This is a genomic window from Hydrogenophaga pseudoflava (genome assembly GCF_031020795.1).
In the GTDB taxonomy this organism is placed as follows: domain Bacteria; phylum Pseudomonadota; class Gammaproteobacteria; order Burkholderiales; family Burkholderiaceae_C; genus Hydrogenophaga; species Hydrogenophaga pseudoflava_A.
Window position 1 is genome coordinate 154,070 of sequence record NZ_JAVHJP010000002.1, and the last position, 17,581, is coordinate 171,650.

General features: G+C 66.6%; 18 protein-coding genes. 12 read left to right on the top strand and 6 right to left on the bottom strand.

Going from position 1 to position 17,581, the window contains the following annotated elements; all coding sequences use genetic code 11:
• Positions 1-246: 246 nt before the first annotated feature.
• The 7 genes from RCO38_RS06430 to dut all read left to right on the top strand — a co-directional run bounded on the left by RCO38_RS06430 (position 247) and on the right by dut (position 7,682).
• Entirely contained in the window at positions 247-513 is a 267-nt protein-coding gene (locus RCO38_RS06430; RefSeq protein WP_308327489.1) for an exodeoxyribonuclease VII small subunit, read from the top strand.
• Positions 510-1,415: a polyprenyl synthetase family protein gene (locus RCO38_RS06435; RefSeq protein ID WP_308327490.1), complete on the top strand. Its 906-nt coding sequence runs from the start codon at positions 510-512 to the stop codon at positions 1,413-1,415. Before RCO38_RS06430 ends, RCO38_RS06435 begins: the two co-directional genes overlap by 4 nt.
• 37 nt (positions 1,416-1,452) lie before the next feature.
• Complete coding sequence (gene dxs, locus RCO38_RS06440) at positions 1,453-3,348, top strand: 1-deoxy-D-xylulose-5-phosphate synthase (protein WP_308327491.1); 1,896 nt, start codon at positions 1,453-1,455, stop codon at positions 3,346-3,348.
• Positions 3,349-3,574: 226 nt separating this feature from the next.
• Positions 3,575-4,654 carry a TRAP transporter substrate-binding protein gene (locus RCO38_RS06445; RefSeq protein WP_308327492.1) on the top strand — a complete coding sequence of 360 codons (1,080 nt, stop codon included), beginning with the start codon at positions 3,575-3,577 and terminating at the stop codon, positions 4,652-4,654.
• Positions 4,655-4,770: 116 nt separating this feature from the next.
• Positions 4,771-5,370, top strand: a complete 600-nt coding sequence (locus RCO38_RS06450; protein WP_308327493.1) for a TRAP transporter small permease subunit — start codon at positions 4,771-4,773, stop codon at positions 5,368-5,370.
• Between the two features lie 13 nt (positions 5,371-5,383).
• A complete protein-coding gene (locus RCO38_RS06455; RefSeq protein WP_308327494.1) occupies positions 5,384-7,210 on the top strand; it encodes a TRAP transporter large permease in 1,827 nt (608 codons plus the stop codon).
• A gap of 22 nt (positions 7,211-7,232) precedes the next feature.
• Positions 7,233-7,682, top strand: a complete 450-nt coding sequence (dut, locus tag RCO38_RS06460) for a dUTP diphosphatase (protein WP_308327495.1) — start codon at positions 7,233-7,235, stop codon at positions 7,680-7,682.
• A gap of 22 nt (positions 7,683-7,704) precedes the next feature.
• On the opposite strand, the gene RCO38_RS06465 is transcribed toward dut, so the two are convergent.
• A complete protein-coding gene (locus tag RCO38_RS06465) occupies positions 7,705-8,244 on the bottom strand; it encodes an FKBP-type peptidyl-prolyl cis-trans isomerase (RefSeq protein WP_308327496.1) in 540 nt (179 codons plus the stop codon).
• A 14-nt stretch (positions 8,245-8,258) separates the two neighbouring features.
• On the opposite strand from RCO38_RS06465, the gene RCO38_RS06470 reads away from it, so the two are divergent.
• The 3 genes from RCO38_RS06470 (at position 8,259) to RCO38_RS06480 (ending at position 10,492) form a co-directional block, all read left to right on the top strand.
• Positions 8,259-9,431: a JmjC domain-containing protein gene (locus RCO38_RS06470; RefSeq protein WP_308327497.1), complete on the top strand. Its 1,173-nt coding sequence runs from the start codon at positions 8,259-8,261 to the stop codon at positions 9,429-9,431.
• A 3-nt stretch (positions 9,432-9,434) separates the two neighbouring features.
• A complete protein-coding gene (locus RCO38_RS06475) occupies positions 9,435-9,947 on the top strand; it encodes a hypothetical protein (protein WP_308327498.1) in 513 nt (170 codons plus the stop codon).
• A gap of 218 nt (positions 9,948-10,165) precedes the next feature.
• Complete coding sequence (locus tag RCO38_RS06480) at positions 10,166-10,492, top strand: hypothetical protein (RefSeq protein ID WP_308327499.1); 327 nt, start codon at positions 10,166-10,168, stop codon at positions 10,490-10,492.
• An 89-nt stretch (positions 10,493-10,581) separates the two neighbouring features.
• Here RCO38_RS06480 and bamC read toward each other — a convergent pair whose 3' ends face one another.
• The 5 genes from bamC to RCO38_RS06505 form a co-directional block, all read right to left on the bottom strand.
• Positions 10,582-11,712, bottom strand: coding sequence for an outer membrane protein assembly factor BamC (gene bamC, locus RCO38_RS06485; RefSeq protein WP_308327500.1), 1,131 nt, complete (start codon positions 11,710-11,712; stop codon positions 10,582-10,584).
• Positions 11,713-11,753: 41 nt separating this feature from the next.
• Complete coding sequence (gene dapA / locus RCO38_RS06490) at positions 11,754-12,638, bottom strand: 4-hydroxy-tetrahydrodipicolinate synthase (RefSeq protein WP_308327501.1); 885 nt, start codon at positions 12,636-12,638, stop codon at positions 11,754-11,756.
• A 104-nt stretch (positions 12,639-12,742) separates the two neighbouring features.
• The gene (locus RCO38_RS06495) at positions 12,743-13,291 is read right to left on the bottom strand and encodes a class I SAM-dependent methyltransferase (protein ID WP_308327502.1); all 549 of its coding nucleotides are present in this window, start codon (positions 13,289-13,291) and stop codon (positions 12,743-12,745) included.
• Positions 13,291-13,419 (bottom strand): hypothetical protein, encoded by a 129-nt coding sequence (locus tag RCO38_RS06500; protein WP_308327503.1) that lies wholly within the window; start codon positions 13,417-13,419, stop codon positions 13,291-13,293. The genes RCO38_RS06495 and RCO38_RS06500 overlap by 1 nt, the downstream gene beginning before the upstream one ends.
• Positions 13,416-14,660 carry an MFS transporter gene (locus tag RCO38_RS06505; RefSeq protein WP_308327504.1) on the bottom strand — a complete coding sequence of 415 codons (1,245 nt, stop codon included), beginning with the start codon at positions 14,658-14,660 and terminating at the stop codon, positions 13,416-13,418. The genes RCO38_RS06500 and RCO38_RS06505 overlap by 4 nt, the downstream gene beginning before the upstream one ends.
• A gap of 166 nt (positions 14,661-14,826) precedes the next feature.
• On the opposite strand from RCO38_RS06505, the gene RCO38_RS06510 reads away from it, so the two are divergent.
• Both RCO38_RS06510 and RCO38_RS06515 read left to right on the top strand, forming a co-directional pair.
• Positions 14,827-16,794: a DNA topoisomerase IV subunit B gene (locus tag RCO38_RS06510; protein ID WP_308327505.1), complete on the top strand. Its 1,968-nt coding sequence runs from the start codon at positions 14,827-14,829 to the stop codon at positions 16,792-16,794.
• Complete coding sequence (locus RCO38_RS06515; RefSeq protein WP_308327506.1) at positions 16,794-17,540, top strand: lytic transglycosylase domain-containing protein; 747 nt, start codon at positions 16,794-16,796, stop codon at positions 17,538-17,540. Before RCO38_RS06510 ends, RCO38_RS06515 begins: the two co-directional genes overlap by 1 nt.
• Positions 17,541-17,581 lie beyond the last annotated feature (41 nt).

Genomic DNA, 17,581 nt, shown 5'->3' on the forward strand with positions numbered 1-17,581 from the left:
CCTATGAAGGGGCAGGGTGAAGCGCCTGAACGAGTGAACGATCTGCGCGGGATGGGTGAAGTGCTGCGTCCCTCCGGGCGTGCAAGGCCCGTCAGTTGAACAAAAAAGAGGCGGGATTGTACCCCGGGGCCTCCGGTGCCATGCGAGGGCTGCAGAATGCCCCGGCCGAAGGATAAAATCGCGCGCTGGCCCTGCCTCCTGCAGGGTGTGCGTCGGGTGTCAGCCGCCCGTTACCGACCTCAGCGAATGACCTCTCCGACCCCCTCAAAGCCCTCCCGATCCAGCCGCTCGGCCGAGGCGTCTGCCACCCCGGCCAGTTACGAGGCCGCGCTGGAGGAGCTGGAGCAGCTGGTCGCCCAGCTGGACGCTGGTCAGCTGCCGCTGGACCAGTTGCTGGGACGCTACCAGCGGGGAGCGGAGTTGCTCGCGTACTGCCGTGCCCGGCTGGAGGCGGTGGAGCAGCAGATTCAGGTGCTCGAAAACGGCGAGCCCAAACCCTGGGACGGCCAATGAGCGCCAGCCTGTCGGACAGCGCCGCGTTCGTGGCCTGGCGGGTGCGCCAGCAGGAGCTTGTGGAGCAAGCCCTGTCGGACTGGGTGCCGGCCGGTGCGCCGGCGGGACTGGGGCTGGCCATGCGCTATGCGGTGCTGGACGGTGGCAAGCGCCTGCGCCCGCTGCTGGTGCTGGCGGCTTGCGAGGCCGCGCAAGGCGAGCCTGCGGTGGCCATGCGGGCGGCCTGTGCGTTGGAACTCATTCATGCCTATTCGCTGGTGCACGACGACATGCCCTGCATGGACAACGACGTGCTGCGACGGGGCAAACCCACGGTTCACGTGAAGTTCGGCGAGGCCCAGGCTCTGTTGGCCGGTGACGCGCTGCAGGCCCTGGCGTTCGAACTGCTGGTGCCCGACGACGGGTCGATGCCCGCCGCGCTGTCGGCCCGCTTGTGCCGCCAGCTGGCCGTCGCGGCCGGCGCTTGCGGCATGGCGGGCGGGCAGGCCGTCGATCTGGCGAGCGTCGGCGTGGCGCTGGACCAGACAGCCCTGGAGGGCATGCACCGCCTCAAGACCGGGGCGCTGCTGCAGGCCAGCGTGATGATGGGCGCGTCCACCGCTGCCCTGGACCCCGCTGTGCTGCGGCAGTTGTCCATCTACGGTTCGTGCATCGGCCTGGCCTTCCAGGTGGTCGACGACATCCTGGACGTCACCACCGACTCCGCCACACTGGGCAAGACCGCGGGCAAGGACGCCGCCGCCGACAAGCCCACCTTTGTGTCGCTCATGGGGCTGGAGGCTGCCCAGGCCTACGCCGACGAGGTGCTGGACCAGGCGCACCGCGCGCTGTCCGCCAGCGGCCTGGCCCACACCGACACCCTGCATGCCCTGGCCGACTGGGTCGGTCGCCGCGCCTCCTGAACCCGGAACAGTCGCCCTTCTGCGAAACACCTGCCCCATGAGCAACCTGCTGTCCACCATCGAATCTCCGGCCGACCTGCGGCGCCTCCCGCGTGCGCAGCTGCGCCCCCTGGCCGACGAACTGCGCGACCATGTGCTGCAGAGCGTCTCGAAAACCGGTGGGCACCTCAGCTCCAACCTGGGCACGGTGGAACTCACGGTGGCGCTGCACTACGTCTTCAACACGCCCGAAGACCGCCTCGTCTGGGACGTGGGCCACCAGACCTACCCGCACAAGATCCTGACCGGTCGTCGCGACCGCATGCACACGCTGCGCCAGCTCGGCGGCATCAGCGGGTTTCCGCGCCGCGACGAGAGCGAGTACGACACCTTCGGCACTGCCCACTCGTCCACCAGCATCTCGGCCGCGCTGGGCATGGCGCTGGCCGCCAAGATGAAGGGCCAGAGCCGCCACGCGGTGGCCATCATCGGCGACGGTGCCATGACCGCCGGCATGGCCTTCGAGGCGCTGAACAACGCCGGCGTCGAGCATGGCCGCCTGCTGGTGGTGCTCAACGACAACGACATGTCGATCTCGCCGCCCGTGGGCGCGCTCAACCGCTACCTGGCCCAGCTCATGAGCGGCCAGTTCTACGCCGCCGCCAAGAACGTGGGCAAGACCGTGCTCAAGGGTGCGCCGCCGCTGTTCGAACTGGCCAAGCGGCTCGAGGAGCACGCCAAGGGCATGGTGGTGCCGGCCACCCTGTTCGAGAAGTTCGGCTTCAACTACGTCGGCCCCATCGACGGGCACGACCTCGACTCGCTCATTCCCACGCTGGAGAACGTTCGCCATCTGCTGGACAACGGCTCCGGCCCGCAGTTCCTGCACGTGGTCACGAAGAAGGGGCAGGGCTACAAGCTGGCCGAGGCCGATCCGGTGGCCTACCACGGTCCGGGCAAGTTCGATCCCGCCGTGGGCCTTGTCAAGCCGGCCACGCCGCCCAAGCCCACGTTCACCCAGGTCTTCGGCCAGTGGCTGTGCGACATGGCCGCCGCCGATCCCAAGCTGGTCGGCATCACGCCGGCCATGCGCGAAGGCTCGGGCATGGTGGAGTTTCACCAGAAGTTCCCGGGCCGCTACTTCGATGTCGGCATTGCAGAGCAGCACGCGGTGACCTTCGCCGCCGGGCTGGCCTGTGAGGGCATGAAGCCGGTGGTCGCGATCTACTCCACCTTCCTCCAGCGCGGCTACGACCAGCTCATCCACGACGTGGCGCTGCAGAACCTGCCCATGGTGTTCGCGCTCGATCGGGCGGGCCTGGTCGGCGCCGACGGAGCCACCCACGCGGGTGCCTACGACATCGCCTACCTGCGCTGCATTCCCAACATGTCGATCGCCTGCCCGTCCGACGAGGCCGAGACGCGCCAGCTGCTGTCCACGGCCCACCACCAGAACCATCCGGTGGCGGTGCGTTATCCGCGCGGGGCCGGGGTGGGAGCGGCGGTGCCGGCCAGTCTGGACGGTCTGCCCTTCGGCAGGGGCGAGGTGCGGCGGCGTGGTCACGGCGTCGCCATCCTGGCCTTCGGCACCCTGCTGCATCCTTCGCTTGCGGCCGCCGAGTCCCTGGGTGCCAGCGTGGCCAACATGCGCTGGGCCAAACCGCTGGACATGGACCTGCTGCGCGAGATGGCGCAGAGCCACCAGGCCCTCGTCACAGTGGAAGAGGGCTGTGTGATGGGCGGGGCCGGCAGTGCCGTGCTGGAAGCCCTGCAGGCCGAGCGCCTGTCAATGCCCGTGCTGCAGTTGGGGTTGCCCGACGAGTTCATCGAGCATGGCGACCCGGCCAAGCTGCTGGCTGGCGTGGGGCTGGATGCCGCCGGCATCGAGTCGTCCATCCGGCGGCGTTTTGCCGATGTGCTGGGCGGCTCTGGAGGCCTCAAGGCTGTCGCCTGAGGGGCTTGCGTGAAGGAATTTCACGGCCCTTTTGAGGTGTTTTGAACGGCTGCCCGGTTTGGATGCAGCAAGCTTGCAAAAGCCTGAAGGCGTTCACGTTCCTGCTCTGATTTCGAGGGAAAACCCCCAAGGATGGGGGGGGGCGCCTTCCTACAATGGCCCGGACTGCAGAAGTCCCCGACCCCTTCCGGGCGGGCATGAAGTACCAACCACGGAGTCATACAACATGGATCGTCGTTCCATCCTCAAGCACGCCGGTATCGCCGGTGTGCTGGCCGCAGGAGCAGCCCCCGCTGTGCATGCGCAGGCCGCCATCCGCTGGCGCCTGGCCTCCAGCTTCCCCAAGGCACTGGACACCATCTACGGTGCAGCCGAAGTGTTCGCGGAAAAAGTCAGCGCGATGTCCGGCGGCAAGTTCGTCGTCTCCGTGCATCCTGCCGGTGAACTGATGCCCGCGTTCGGCATCGTGGACGGCGTGCAGCAGGGCACGGTCGAGGCCGGCCACACCGCGCCGTACTACTACTTCGGCAAGGACGACACCTTTGCCATGGGCACGGCCATTCCGTTTGGTCTCAATAGCCGCCAGCTCACCGCCTGGTACTTCGATGGCAACGGCATGAAGCTGTTCCGCGAGTTTTACGACAAGTACAACATCATCAACTTCCCCGGTGGCAACACCGGCGCCCAGATGGGCGGCTGGTACCGCAAGGAAGTCAAGACCGTGGCCGACATCAAGGGCCTGAAGATGCGCATCGGCGGTTTTGCCGGCAAGGTGCTGACCCGCATGGGCGGCGTGCCGCAGAACATCCCCGGGGGCGAGATCTACCAGGCGCTGGAAAAGGGCACCATCGACGCGACCGAATGGGTCGGACCGTACGACGACGAGAAGCTGGGCTTCTACAAGGTCGCCAAGAACTACTACTACCCCGGCTGGTGGGAAGGCGGCGCCCAGCTCGACTTCTACATCAACAAGGCGGCCTTCAACGCCCTGTCGAAAGAGAACCAGGCCATCGTCGAGGCCGCCACGGCCTACGCCCACACCGAGATGCAGGCCCGCTACGACGCCCGCAACCCTCAGGCCATCAAGCGCCTGGTGGCCAACGGCGCCAAGGTGCTGCCGTTCCCCAAGGCCGTGATGGACGAAGCCTTCAAGCAGTCCATGGAGCTCTACACCGAGCTGAACGACACCAACCCGGCCTGGAAGAAGATCTACGCCGACTACTCGGCCTTCCGCAAGGATGCCAACGTGTGGTTCCGCTTCACCGAAGCCAACTTCGACAGCTTCATGCAGCGCCAGAAGCTGTAAGCCTCACGGACCTTCCGCGAAAGAACCCCGTCTCCACGGGGTTTTTTTGCGTGGAGGGTACCCTGACATTTTTCTGAATCCCTCGCGCCTGCACCCTTCAACACAAGGGGATCCTCATGTCATTCCTCCTCTCACTATCCCGCCTGATCGACGCGCTGACCGAGCGCATCGGCAAGCTCGCCATGTGGTTCATCCTGGCGACCACCATGATCAGCGCCGGCAACGCCATCGTGCGCAAGATCTTCGACACCAGCTCCAACGCCTTCCTGGAAATCCAGTGGTACCTGTTTGCAGCGGTGTTCATGCTGGGCAGCGGCTACGCCTTCCTGCGCAACGCCCATGTGCGCATCGACTTCATCTCCTCCAAGTTCAGCGCACGCGGCCGCAACTGGGTCGATGTGCTGGGCATCCTGATCTTCGTTTTCCCGCTGTGCTACATGATGGCCACACTGGGCTGGCCACTGTTCATGAATGCCTACGAATCCAAGGAAATGTCGTCCAATGCCGGCGGCCTGATCCGCTGGCCGGTGTACGCCCTGATCCCCGCTGGTTTTGCCCTGCTGGCCCTGCAGAGCGTGAGCGAACTCATCAAGCGCATCGCCTTCCTCACCGGCAGCGGACCTGACGTGTTGGCCCACGAGGGACCCAGCGACGAAGAGCTCCTGGCCCAGCAGCTGCTGGAAGAAGAACAGCAACGCCTCAAGGCCGCGCAATAAAGGAGCGACTCTCATGGAATTCATTGCAACCAATTTCGTGCCGCTGATGTTTGGCGGCCTTCTGGTCTTCCTGTTGTCGGGCTTCCCGGTGGCCTTCGCGCTGGCCGCCACAGGCCTGTTCTTCGGCTTCATCGGCATGGAGGTCGGGCTGTTCCCTTCCAACCTGTTCCAGGCCCTGCCGCTGCGGGTGTTCGGCATCATGCAGAACGACACCCTGCTGGCCATTCCCTTCTTCACCTTCATGGGCATCATCCTGGAGCGAAGCCGGATGGCCGAGGACCTGCTGGAGACCGTGGCCCAGGTGTTCGGCCCGGTGCGCGGCGGCCTCGCCGTCGCCGTGATCCTGGTGGGCGCGCTGCTGGCCGCCACCACCGGTGTGGTCGCTGCGGCAGTCATCTCGATGGGCCTGATCTCGCTGCCCATCATGCTGCGCTACGGCTACAACCGGACGATCGCCACCGGCACCATCACCGCGTCCGGCACGCTGGCCCAGGCCATCCCGCCCTCGCTGGTGCTGATCGTGCTGGCCGACCAGCTCGGCCGCTCGGTGGGTGACATGTACGCCGGCGGTCTGCTGCCCGGCCTGATGCTGGTGGGCCTGTACCTGCTGTTCATCGGGGCTGTGGCCATCGTCAAGCCGGCCTGGGTGCCTGCGCTGCCCCAGGAAGCGCGCATCTACCGCGAGGACAACGGTGCCAGTGGCCACCGCTCGCTGCTGGTGCTGCTGGCCATCTGCGGCGTGGCCGGCTACTTCTGGGCCCAGAACCACAACGCCATCATCAACCCGATGATCGGGCGCGAGATGGACGCCGCCGGTGACGAGGTGGTCATCATGTCGATCACCGTCGCTTCGCTGCTGGCCCTGGCCCTGGCCATCGTCAACCGCGTCACCCGCATGGGCCTGTTGTCCCGACTGGCCGAGCAGGTCACCTTCGTGCTGATCCCGCCGCTGGTCCTGATCTTCCTGGTGCTGGGCACCATCTTCCTGGGCATTGCAACACCCACCGAAGGCGGCGCCATGGGCGCTCTTGGGGCGCTGATCATGGCGGCCTCGCGCAAGCGCCTGAGCCTGGACCTGATGAGGCAGGCTGGCGAAAACACCACCAAGCTCTCGATCTTCGTGCTGTCCATCCTGATCGGCTCCACGGTGTTCAGCTTCACCTTCAACGCCGCCGATGGCCACATCTGGGTCGAGCACCTGTTCGACAAGCTGCCGGGTGGTGCGCTGGGCTTCCTCATCATCGTGAACCTGCTGGTCTTCGTGCTGGGCATGTTCATCGACTTCTTCGAGATCGCCTTCATCGTGGTGCCGATGCTGGCGCCGGTGGCGGCCAAGGTGCTGCCGGAGCTGCTGCCCGAAGGTGCGCCGCCGGAGATGGCGCTGATCTGGTTCGGCATCATCCTCGCGATGAACCTGCAGACCTCGTTCCTGACGCCGCCCTTCGGCTTCGCGCTGTTCTACCTGCGCTCGGTCGCCGCCCGCAACGATTACACCGACCAGGTCACCAAGCAGCGCATCCCGGCCGTGACCACGGCGCAGATCTACAAGGGTTCGATCGCCTTCATCATCCTGCAGCTGATCATGGTGGTGGTGGTGGTGGCCTATCCGTCGCTGGTGGTGGGCAACATCGAGGCCGCGGCCAAGGTGGACGACGCGACCGTGACCGACATGCTCAACAACATGCCGGGCCTCGAACAGGAAGAGGAGCAGGACCCGACCCAGGGCATGGAGGGCGCCGACAAGCCGGCCGAAGGCGATGCGGCCGCGCCCGCCGAAGAGGAGGTCGATCCCGCCAAGGCGCTGGAAGAGGACCTCAAGAGCGAGAAGAAGGGGCAGTGAGCCCCTTCCAAGGACCCTGAACATGCAGATTGATGTCAAGGTGCTGGATCCGCGCATGGCGGACCAGCTTCCTTCCTACGCGACGGCCGGCAGCGCCGGCCTGGATCTGCGGGCCTGCCTGGATGCGCCACTGACCCTGGCGCCCAACGCCTGGCAACTGGTACCGACCGGCCTGGCCATCCACCTGGCCGATCCGGGCTATGCGGCCGTGATCCTGCCCCGTTCGGGGCTGGGTCACAAGCACGGCATCGTGCTGGGCAACCTGGTCGGCCTGATCGACAGCGACTACCAGGGGCAGCTCATGGTGAGCGCCTGGAACCGCAGCGACGTGGCCTTCACCATCGAGCCAATGGAGCGCATCGCGCAGATGGTCATCGTGCCGGTGGTGCAGGCCCGCTTCAATGTGGTGAACGATTTCGCCCAGGCCAGCGAACGCGGCGCGGGCGGTTACGGTTCCACCGGTCGGGGCTGACCGGAGCGGCCTGTACGCTGCGTCAGTGCAGCGTGGGCGTCCGGGGCGGATCGTCGCCCGTGCCGGGCGTCTCCAGCTGCGTGCGGAAGAAACCGGTGCCCAGCGTGCCCCGGCCGATTTCATCGACCTCGGCCTCGCGGACATCGTGCACCTTCAGCCGGATGCGCAGTGCGATGCCCGCCAGAGGATGGTTGCCGTCCATCACCACATGGTCCGGGTAGATGTCGCTGACGAAGAACAGGCGGTCCTTGGGTGCAGAAGGGCTGCAGCCTTCCGGCAGTCCCTCGAAGCCCATGCCTTCTTCAATGTGTTCCGGAAACAGGTGGCGCGGCTCCAGAAAGAGCAGGTGGTCGTCGTAGTCGCCGAACGCGTCCTGCGGCTCCAGCTGCAAGTCCAGCGAGTCTCCCGGCTCGTGGCCCTGAAGGGCCTTTTCCAGGCTGGCCAGCAGATCATTGCCGCCAACCAGGAACTCGACAGGCTCGTCGAGCGCATCAAGTTCCTCGCCGAGTGTGTCCTTGAGCGTCCATGTCAGCGCGACCACGCATTGTTCGGTGATTTTCATCCGACAATTGTCCCATGACACCACACACCGATTCCAGCGCAGGCGCTCCTTCCGTGGAACTGCCGGCGCAGATGCTGGGGGGTATGACGCCGTCCCGATTCATGCAGCGCTACTGGCAGAAAAAGCCCCTGCTTATCCGCAACGCCTTCCCTGGTTTTCAACCCCTGCTCACCCGTCCCGAGCTGTTCGCGCTGGCGGCGCAGGAGTCGGTCGAGTCCCGCCTGATCGTGCACAAACCAGCGGGATGGCAGCTGCGGCACGGACCTTTTGCGCGCACGGCCTTTCCACCCCTGAAACAGAAGCGCTGGACCCTGCTGGTGCAGGGGGTGGATCTTCATCTGGACGCCGCGCACGAGTTGCTGGGCAGGTTCCGTTTTGTGCCCGATGCGCGCCTGGACGACCTGATGATTTCCTGGGCCACCGACGGGGGCGGCGTTGGGCCCCATTTCGACAGCTACGACGTGTTCCTCCTGCAGGCCAGTGGCCAGCGCCTGTGGCGCATCGGACGGCAGAAGGACCTGTCGCTGGAGCCCGGTGTTCCGCTGAAGATACTGAGCAACTTCGAGCCCGAGCAGGAACACCTGCTCAACCCCGGTGACATGCTGTACCTGCCACCGCGCTGGGCGCACGACGGCATCGCCGTCGGTGATGACTGCATGACCTATTCGGCGGGATTCAGGGTGCCCCAGCGCGCCGGGCTTGCTGCGGAGCTGCTGCAGCGCATGGCCGACGAGTTCGAGGACAACACGCTGTACCGCGACCCCGGACAGGAAGCCACCGGCCACCCGGCCGCGATGCCACCATCTCTGGAGACTTTCGCCGCCGATGCCTTGCAGCGCATGCTGGCCGACCGCGGCTCACTGGCGTGCGCGCTCGGCGAGGTGATGACCGAGCCCAAGCCCCGCGTATGGTTCGAGGAGCCCTCCGGCCCGTGGCAACCCGGGGCGGCCCTGCACCTGGACCGGCGCACCCGCATGATGTACGACGCACGGCACCTGTTCATCAACGGCGAGAGTTTTCGCGCCGCTGGGGCCGATGCGCGCCTCATGCGCGTTCTGGCCGATGAGCGCCGCCTGAGCGCGGCGCAGGTGCGCCGCGCCAGCGTCGACGCCCAGGCCTTGCTGAAAGACTGGTTCGAGGCCGGCTGGCTCCACTTGGTAGCCCCACCACCCGGTGAAAAGGACTGAGACATGACGCAGCAGCCGACACCTGGCGATCTCCCGGCCCTGCCCGAAGGGCGCATTCAGGGTCGTCATGATTTTGCGGATCTGGTGCGGCTGGCCTTGCAGACCGCCGCCCGGGAGGGCTGGCCCCACATCGTCCTGAGCGATCCCGATTTCGGCGACTGGCCGCTCGGGGAGCGGGTGGTCATTGATGCCCTCAATGCCTGGGCCGCGCGGGGCCGCAAACTCCAGTTCCTGGCCATGGACTTTGATCGTCTGCGCGAACAACACCCCCGGCTGGTGCAATGGCGCACGACCTGGGCGCACATCGTCGAAGCCCATGCCTGTCGCTCGGTTTCGGACGGAGAACTGCCGAGCGCCATCTGGTCCGGGGGCTGGACCATGGAGCGCCTGGACATCGGCCACTGCCTCATGGTGGCCAGCCGCAGACCCGAACGCCGCACGCAGCTGCAGGAGCGTTTGCGGGCCTGCTGGCAGCAGGGCAGCCCCGCGTTTCCTGCGACGGTCCTTGGCTTGTGACAAGCACCTCAATGGCGTGTGTTTCTGCAACGCGATCTGTCAAAAAAAGAAAAAGTTGACAAGGGTAAATACGGGTTTGCAATTCAGGCGTATGATTCCGCACCAGATCGCAATCGTTAATAGCGGTGAGCGACTGGGTCAACCAAGCCCGGATCATCGATTCGGGTTTTTTTATGGTTGATTCAATTTTTGTTTTATCCACATCCTGAGGAATCACCATGAAAAAGACCGTTCTGCTGGCCAGCCTGCTTGCCGCCATCGCCCTGACCGCCTGCGGCAAGAAGGAAGAAGCGCCTGTTGCTGCTCCTGCCGCTCCCGCCACCGAAGCCCCGGCTGCAGCCCCCGCTGCCCCGGCCGAAGCTGCCAAGGACGCTGCTGCAGCCGCCGGTGCTGCAGCCGGTGCCGCCGCTGACGCTGCCAAGGACGCCGCTGGTGCCGCTGCCGACGCCGCAAAGGCTGGCGCAGCTGCTGCTACCGACGCCGCCAAGGAAGCCGCCGACAAGGCCGCCGAAGCTGCCAAGGCCGCTGCCAAGCCCGCTCAGTAATCCGTCCCGGCCGGTTCGGGCCTCGGCCCGAACCATCTGGAAAAAGAAATGCCGCCCTCGGGCGGCATTTCTTTTGGCGGCTTGCAGCGTTACTTGAGATCGGCGGCCAGCAATTGCACGATGCGCTGGCCATCGGCCGTGGTGTCTGGCTGGCCCTGGGCATTGAGAACCGACACCGTGGTGTTCGTTCCGCTGCTGCGCACAGCGATCCGGTACTGCACAGGCTTGGCCTGGGTGGGAGTGCTGCCGAACAGGCGGCTGAAGAAGCCGGGCTTGGCCGCTTCGCCGGTGGCATCCAGCGGTACGTAACGAACGAAATAGACCCCCTGGCTGCGGTCGCGGTCTTCGACTGTGAAGCCGGTGCGGTCCAGCGACAGGCCGACACGGCGCCAGGCGCGGTCAAAGTCATCCTCCAATTGCACGGTCGGCAGATTGTTGGCCGTGACCACACGGGCGGCAGACGGGGTGGCGGCGGAGGCGGTGACGGCCTTGGCCTGGGCCTCGGACACGCCGAGCTTGACCATGAGGCGGCGCATGAACTCCGTCTCAAGCTCGGGGTCGGCCGCGCGCGGTTGCCAGATGGTCTGGTCCTTGCGGGCGTCGGTGTAGACCTCGATCATGCCGCGGTGGCTGATATAGATCTCCGTGGCGCCCGAGGAGGTGCGCTCCAGCCGGGTGCGGAACTTGTCCTTTTCACCCGTCGAATACAGGCTATCGAGCACCCGGCCCAGCGTGGAGCGGATGATGTCCTGCGGAAGCTTGGCGCGGTTCTCGGCCCAGTCGGTTTCCATCACCCCCAGGGTTTCCTGGTCCAGTGTGAGCACGAAGCCGTTCTCCTGCCAGAAATCCTTCACAGGGCCCCAGACCTTGTCGGCGGGGCGGTCCACCACCAGCCAGCGCTGGCTGCCCGCGCGTTCGATGCGCACGTCACCGATCTTGCTGGCGGCGGTGTCGGACGAACCCAAGACCGGCTGGGCAGTCTGGTAGCCGCTGGCCGTCACGGTGGCGCCAGGCACCTGGTAGCGCGACTCGCGGCTGAGTTGGGTCAGGTCGGGCGGCACTTCCAGGGAGTTGACCTGGCGGGCGCTGCGGTAGTCGATCTTGTCTTCCTCCAGCACGGAGCAGCCCGTGGCGAGGAAGGCCGCCAGGGCCACGGCGCCCCAGCGGAGCGACAGGGTGGGGCGGGTGCCCGAGGACAGTGTGCGGGAGGTGATGGACATGGGCAGCTTGGATGACGTCTTGGGGACCTTGGGGGGCGTGGTCAGATCAGGCCACTCTCTTTGAGCGCCGCCTCGACCACCGGTTCCAGCGGAGCGCTCATGGGGGTCAGAGGCAGGCGCATGGTGCCACCACACAGACCCATGCGTTCCATGGCCCACTTCAGCGGGATCGGGTTGGCTTCGACAAAGAGGTTCTTGTGCACGGGCATCAGGCGGCGCTGGATCTCCATGGCCTTGCGCGCGTCACCGGCGATGGCCGAAGCGCACAGCTCGTGCATCAGCCGGGGCGCAATGTTGGCCGTCACGCTGACATTGCCCTGGCCGCCACACAGCATGAGCGCCACCGCGGTGGGGTCGTCGCCCGAATAGATGGCAAAGCCCTCCGGTGCTTCGCGGATCAGCCACTGGGCGCGCTCGATGTTGCCGGTGGCTTCCTTGATACCGACGATGCCTGGTACGGCGGCCAGGCGCAGCGCCGTGTCGACGCTCATGTCGGCGACGGTGCGGCCGGGCACGTTGTACAGGATGATGGGCAGGTCGCCGGTGGCTTCGGCAATTGCCTTGAAGTGCTGGTACTGGCCTTCCTGGGTCGGCTTGTTGTAGTAGGGAACGACCTGCAGCTGGCAGTCGGCTCCCACGCCGCGGGCGAACTTGGCCAGTTCGATGGCTTCGGCGGTCGAGTTGGCGCCGCAGCCGGCCATGATGGGGACGCGCCGGGCAGCCTGCTCGACGGAGACCCGGATGATTTCGCAGTGTTCCTCGACGCTGACCGTGGGCGATTCGCCCGTGGTGCCGACCACACCGATGCAGTCGGTGCCTTCGGCGATGTGCCAGTCGATCAGCTTGCGCAGGGTGGGGTAGTCGACGCTGCCGTCAGGGTGGAAGGGCGTGACGAGGGCAACGATGCTGCCGGTGATGGTCTTCATGTTCTCGGGCTCAAATCAGGGGCGCCGGCCTGTGCGCCGGACAGGAGGAGGAAATCGATCCGGCGGCGCGCGCGCGAATCGTGCATTCTACCCAGCGCGGGTGCTCAGTCAGGGAGGCGGTGCCGCGCTGGGACGGTCTCGTCTGCCGGGCGTTTTCGCAGGGCGGCGATGCGCTGCACGAAGCGCTCAGGGTGGTCGCAGAAGCCGTTTTCATAGGCGACCACATGCAGACCGGCGCAGGCCTGCAGCAACTCCCCCGGCCGCAGCAGGAAGTCGGGCCGCGTCGGTTTGCCGACCGATTCGTTACCGGTTGCAAACGTCTCGTAGATCAGCACGCCGCCTGCGGCGACGCTGTCCACGATCACGGGCAGCAGCGCGCGCCAGAGGTAGTTGGTCACCACCACGGCGTCAAAGCGTTGCCCTTCGAAAGGCCAGGGGCCGTTTTCGATGTCCGCCTGGATCACGTGGCCGGTGCCGGCCGCGGCGGCAATGGCCGCGGGGTCGCGGTCGACGCCCGTCACCGGATGGCCGAGGCCGGCGAACCAGCGCAGATGGCGGCCGGCCCCGCAGGCCACGTCCAGCACACGGCCGCCGGCCGGCACAAGGTGCGACCAGCGCTGCACCCAGGCGGAAACGGATTCCGTGCCGTGCATCAGAAACAACTCCAGAGCTGGTCGGCCAGGTTCACCAGGAAGTCCGGTCGGCGGTAGAGCGTCAGCGTGCCCAGCAGCACCAGAGCCACCGAGGCCCAGGCGAGTGCCCGCACGGCCAGCGGCTTCACGCGGCCGCCCCCACACGCCGCGGGCCGCGCTCGATGGCGGACTCGCGCACCGGCAGGTTCACCAGGGCCGCGAACACGCCCAGGGCGATGGCGATGTACCACACGATGTCGTAGCTGCCGGTCCGGTCGTAGAGCACGCCGCCCAGCCAGACGCCCATGAAGCTGCCGATCTGGTGGCTGAAGAACACGAAGCCGCCCAGCATGGACATGTGGGCCACGCCGAAGATCTGGGCCAGCACGGCGTTGGTCGGTGGCACCGTCGAAAGCCAGAGCACGCCCATCACTGCAGAGAAGACGTAGACGCTCATGGGCGTGAGAGGCGCCCAGAGGAAGATCACGATGACTACCGAGCGCGCGAAGTAGATGAAGGCCAGGATGTGGCGCTTGGCCAGGCGCTGACCCAGCGCGCCGGCGGCGTAGGTGCCGATCACGTTGAACAGGCCGATGATGGCCAGTGCATAGCTGGCCACCTGCGGTGAGAGGCCGTGGTCCTTGAGGTAGCTGGGCATGTGCACGCCGATGAACACCACCTGGAAGCCACACACGAAGTAGCCCGCCATCAGCAGCTGGAAGCTGCGGTAGCCGAAGGCCTCGCGCAGGGCCTGGCCGATGGTCTGTTCACGCCGTGGTGCAGTGCCCCCCGCAAAACCCGGCTCGCGCAGGAACAGCGCCAGCGGCATGATCAGCAGCACCGCCGCCCCGAGGATGAGCAGCGCCTGCTGCCAGCCGAAACCCGAGATCAGCCAGCCCTCGACCGGCACCATCAGGAACTGGCCGAAGGAGCCGGCCGCTGCGGCCACACCCATGGCCCAGGAGCGGCGCTCGGCCGGAATCTGGCGGCCGATCACGCCGTACACCACGGCGTAGGTGGTGCCCGCCTGGGCCGCGCCGATCAGCAGGCCGGCGGTCAGCATGAAGACAAAGGGCGTGGGCGAGAGTGCCATGCCGGCCAGGCCGAGCGCATACAGCAGAGCGCCACCCAGCAGCACCCGGAACGCGCCGAAACGGTCGGCCGCCATGCCGGCGAAGATGCCGAACAGGCCCCAGGCCAGGTTCTGGATCGCCAGCGCAAAAGAGAAGTCCTCACGGGTCCAGCCCATTTCCTGGGTGATCGGCTGCAGCCAGAGGCCGAATCCATGGCGCACGCCCATGGAGAGGGTGACAATGGCGGCGCCGCAGATCAGCACCTGCGCGGTGGACAGGCGCGCAGGGGGCACGAAGGTGGAGGGGCTTGAGGACATCCCGGGACTGTAGCGAATCCGGCAATCCCGGAGGCGTCGCGGGGTGGACGCGCGGTGGTGAAATTTCTCGCGCCGATTGATGAGCGCCAGGCATTGCTGGACAGGCGGTGGCGGAAATCTGTGTTTGTATACAGTCTTTTGATGGGCTGCACCTTACAATTTCCCGATGGCAACCCAATCGAACGAGTATTCCGAAGGCTCCATCCGCGTCCTCAAGGGACTGGAGCCGGTCAAGCAGCGGCCGGGCATGTACACCCGCACCGACAACCCGCTGCACATCATCCAGGAGGTGCTGGACAACGCGGCCGACGAGGCGCTGGCGGGGTTTGGCAAGAAGATCAAGGTCACGCTGCACACCGACGGTTCCGTGAGTGTGGAAGACGACGGCCGGGGCATTCCGTTCGGCCTGCACCCCGAAGAAAAGGCGCCGGTGGTCGAGCTGGTGTTCACCCGACTGCACGCGGGCGGCAAGTTCGACAAAGGCAAGGGCGGCGCCTACAGCTTCTCGGGCGGCCTGCACGGCGTGGGCGTGAGTGTGACCAACGCGCTGTCGACACGGCTGGAGGTGACCTGCTTCCGCGACGGCCAGGTGGCCAGGCTGGCCTTTGGCGCGGGTGACGTGATCGAAGCGCTGGTGGTGGCGCCCAAGGGCGAGGGTGACCGCAAGCAGGGCACCACGGTGCGTGCCTGGCCCGACGCCAAATACTTTGATTCGCCCGCGCTGCCGCTGGGCGAGCTGACGCACCTGCTGCGCAGCAAGGCCGTGCTGATGCCGGGCGTGCAGGTCACGCTGGTGAACGAAAAGACCAAGGATACCCAGACCTGGCAGTACAAGGGCGGCCTGCGCGACTACCTGCAGCAGACCCTGACCACCGACCCGGTGATCCCGCTGTTCGAGGGCGAGGGCTACGCCGACGCCAAGGACGACAGCTTTGCCGACGGGGAAGGCGCGGCCTGGGCCGTGGCGTTCACAGAAGACGGCGCACCGGTGCGCGAGAGCTACGTCAACCTGATTCCCACGAGCGCCGGTGGCACGCACGACAGCGGCCTGCGCGACGGCCTGTTCCAGGCGGTGAAAGCCTTTATCGAGATGCACGCGCTGCTGCCCAAGGGCGTGAAGCTGCTGCCCGAAGACGTGTTCGCCCGTGCCAGCTACGTGCTCTCCGCCAAGGTGCTGGATCCTCAGTTCCAAGGCCAGGTGAAGGAGCGCCTGAATTCGCGCGACGCGGTGCGCCTGGTCGGCGGTTTCGTGCGCCCGGCACTGGAGCTCTGGCTCAACCAGCACGTGGACTACGGCAAGAAGCTGGCCGAACTCGCCATCAAGGCGGCTCAGAGCCGCCAGAAGGCCGGGCAGAAAGTGGAGAAGCGCAAGGGCTCGGGCGTGGCCGTGCTGCCGGGTAAGCTGACCGACTGCGAGAGCCGCGACATTGCCCACAACGAGCTGTTCCTGGTCGAAGGCGACTCGGCCGGTGGCAGCGCCAAGATGGGCCGCGACAAGGAGTGCCAGGCCGTGCTGCCGCTGCGTGGCAAGGTGCTCAACACCTGGGAGGTCGAGCGCGATCGCCTGTTCGCCAACACCGAAATCCACGACATCTCGGTCGCCATCGGCGTCGACCCGCACGGCCCGCTGGACACGCCCGACCTGTCCGGTCTGCGCTACGGCAAGGTCTGCATCCTGTCGGACGCCGACGTCGACGGCTCGCACATCCAGGTGCTGCTGCTCACGCTGTTCTTCCGCCACTTCCCCAAACTCATCGAAGCCGGCCATGTGTACGTGGCACGGCCGCCGCTGTTCCGCGTCGATGTGCCGGCGCGTGGCAAGAAACCTGCCGCCAAACAGTACGCGCTGGACGAGGGCGAGTTGCACGCCATCCTGGACAAGGCCGAGAAGGACGGCGTGAACCGCGAGAAGTGCCAGATCAGCCGCTTCAAGGGCCTGGGCGAAATGAACGCGGAGCAATTGTGGGACACCACGCTCAACCCCGACACGCGCCGCCTGCTGCAGGTGACGCTGGGGGCCATGGACTTCGGCGCCACCGAGGCCCTGATCACGCGCCTGATGGGCAAGGGCGAAGCGGCTGCACGCCGCGAACTCATGGAACTCCACGGTGACTCCGTGGAGGTGGATGTGTGATGTCCCGCCGGGCCCGGGCGTTCGGCGGTGTGCTGCTGGCGGTGGCGCTGGCGGCGCCCTCGCACGCCGAAATCTGGGCCTACCGCGACAAGAGCGGTGTGACGCATTACGCCGACCGCCCGATCCATGCCCGCTACGAGCTGCTCTATCGGGGCTCCGGCGCGGGTGGACCAATCGCCCGGCCGGGCAGCGGCAGCCGGCCCTTGCTCGCCCCGGCGTCGGCCGTCACCCGCATGGAGCTGTCCACCCGGTTCAAGGCGGTGCGCCATCTGATCCGCGAAGCGGCGAGCCAGCACGGGCTGGAGTTCGAGCTGCTGCAGGCGGTGATCGCCACCGAGTCGGGCTTCGATTCCGGGGCCGTGAGCCCCAAGGGCGCGGTCGGCCTGATGCAGGTGATTCCCGACACGGCCGAGCGCTTCGGTGTGCGCGCCACTGGCCGGCAAAGCGTGAGCGAGCGCCTGACCGACCCGCGCACCAACATCCAGACCGGCGCGCGCTACCTGGCTTGGCTGATCAACTATTTCAACGGCGATGTGCGGCTGGCGGTGGCCGCGTACAACGCGGGCGAGGGCGCCGTGCTCAAGGCCGGCCGCCGCATCCCCAACTACCCCGAGACCATCGACTACGTGCGCAAGGTCACCGACCTGCACCTCAGCCTGAAACCGCCGCGCACTGTCAGCGAGGCGCGGGCCGAGGCGATACCTGCCGCCGCACCCCTGCCACCGCGCCCTCCCGGACGCGGCTGACGACGCCGGTGCAGGCATGCCGTGATGGCACCCGTTTTCCC

Coding starts and splice junctions, on each gene's coding strand:
- RCO38_RS06455 (WP_308327494.1), top strand. CDS start 5,384: ATGGAATTCATTGCAACCAATTTCGTGCCGCTGATGTTTGGCGGCCTT.
- RCO38_RS06505 (WP_308327504.1), bottom strand. CDS start 14,660: ATGTCCTCAAGCCCCTCCACCTTCGTGCCCCCTGCGCGCCTGTCCACC.
- RCO38_RS06495 (WP_308327502.1), bottom strand. CDS start 13,291: ATGCACGGCACGGAATCCGTTTCCGCCTGGGTGCAGCGCTGGTCGCAC.
- RCO38_RS06430 (WP_308327489.1), top strand. CDS start 247: ATGACCTCTCCGACCCCCTCAAAGCCCTCCCGATCCAGCCGCTCGGCC.
- RCO38_RS06450 (WP_308327493.1), top strand. CDS start 4,771: ATGTCATTCCTCCTCTCACTATCCCGCCTGATCGACGCGCTGACCGAG.
- bamC (WP_308327500.1), bottom strand. CDS start 11,712: ATGTCCATCACCTCCCGCACACTGTCCTCGGGCACCCGCCCCACCCTG.
- dut (WP_308327495.1), top strand. CDS start 7,233: ATGCAGATTGATGTCAAGGTGCTGGATCCGCGCATGGCGGACCAGCTT.
- RCO38_RS06480 (WP_308327499.1), top strand. CDS start 10,166: ATGAAAAAGACCGTTCTGCTGGCCAGCCTGCTTGCCGCCATCGCCCTG.
- RCO38_RS06445 (WP_308327492.1), top strand. CDS start 3,575: ATGGATCGTCGTTCCATCCTCAAGCACGCCGGTATCGCCGGTGTGCTG.
- dapA (WP_308327501.1), bottom strand. CDS start 12,638: ATGAAGACCATCACCGGCAGCATCGTTGCCCTCGTCACGCCCTTCCAC.
- RCO38_RS06515 (WP_308327506.1), top strand. CDS start 16,794: ATGTCCCGCCGGGCCCGGGCGTTCGGCGGTGTGCTGCTGGCGGTGGCG.
- RCO38_RS06510 (WP_308327505.1), top strand. CDS start 14,827: ATGGCAACCCAATCGAACGAGTATTCCGAAGGCTCCATCCGCGTCCTC.
- RCO38_RS06470 (WP_308327497.1), top strand. CDS start 8,259: ATGACACCACACACCGATTCCAGCGCAGGCGCTCCTTCCGTGGAACTG.
- RCO38_RS06465 (WP_308327496.1), bottom strand. CDS start 8,244: ATGAAAATCACCGAACAATGCGTGGTCGCGCTGACATGGACGCTCAAG.
- dxs (WP_308327491.1), top strand. CDS start 1,453: ATGAGCAACCTGCTGTCCACCATCGAATCTCCGGCCGACCTGCGGCGC.
- RCO38_RS06475 (WP_308327498.1), top strand. CDS start 9,435: ATGACGCAGCAGCCGACACCTGGCGATCTCCCGGCCCTGCCCGAAGGG.
- RCO38_RS06435 (WP_308327490.1), top strand. CDS start 510: ATGAGCGCCAGCCTGTCGGACAGCGCCGCGTTCGTGGCCTGGCGGGTG.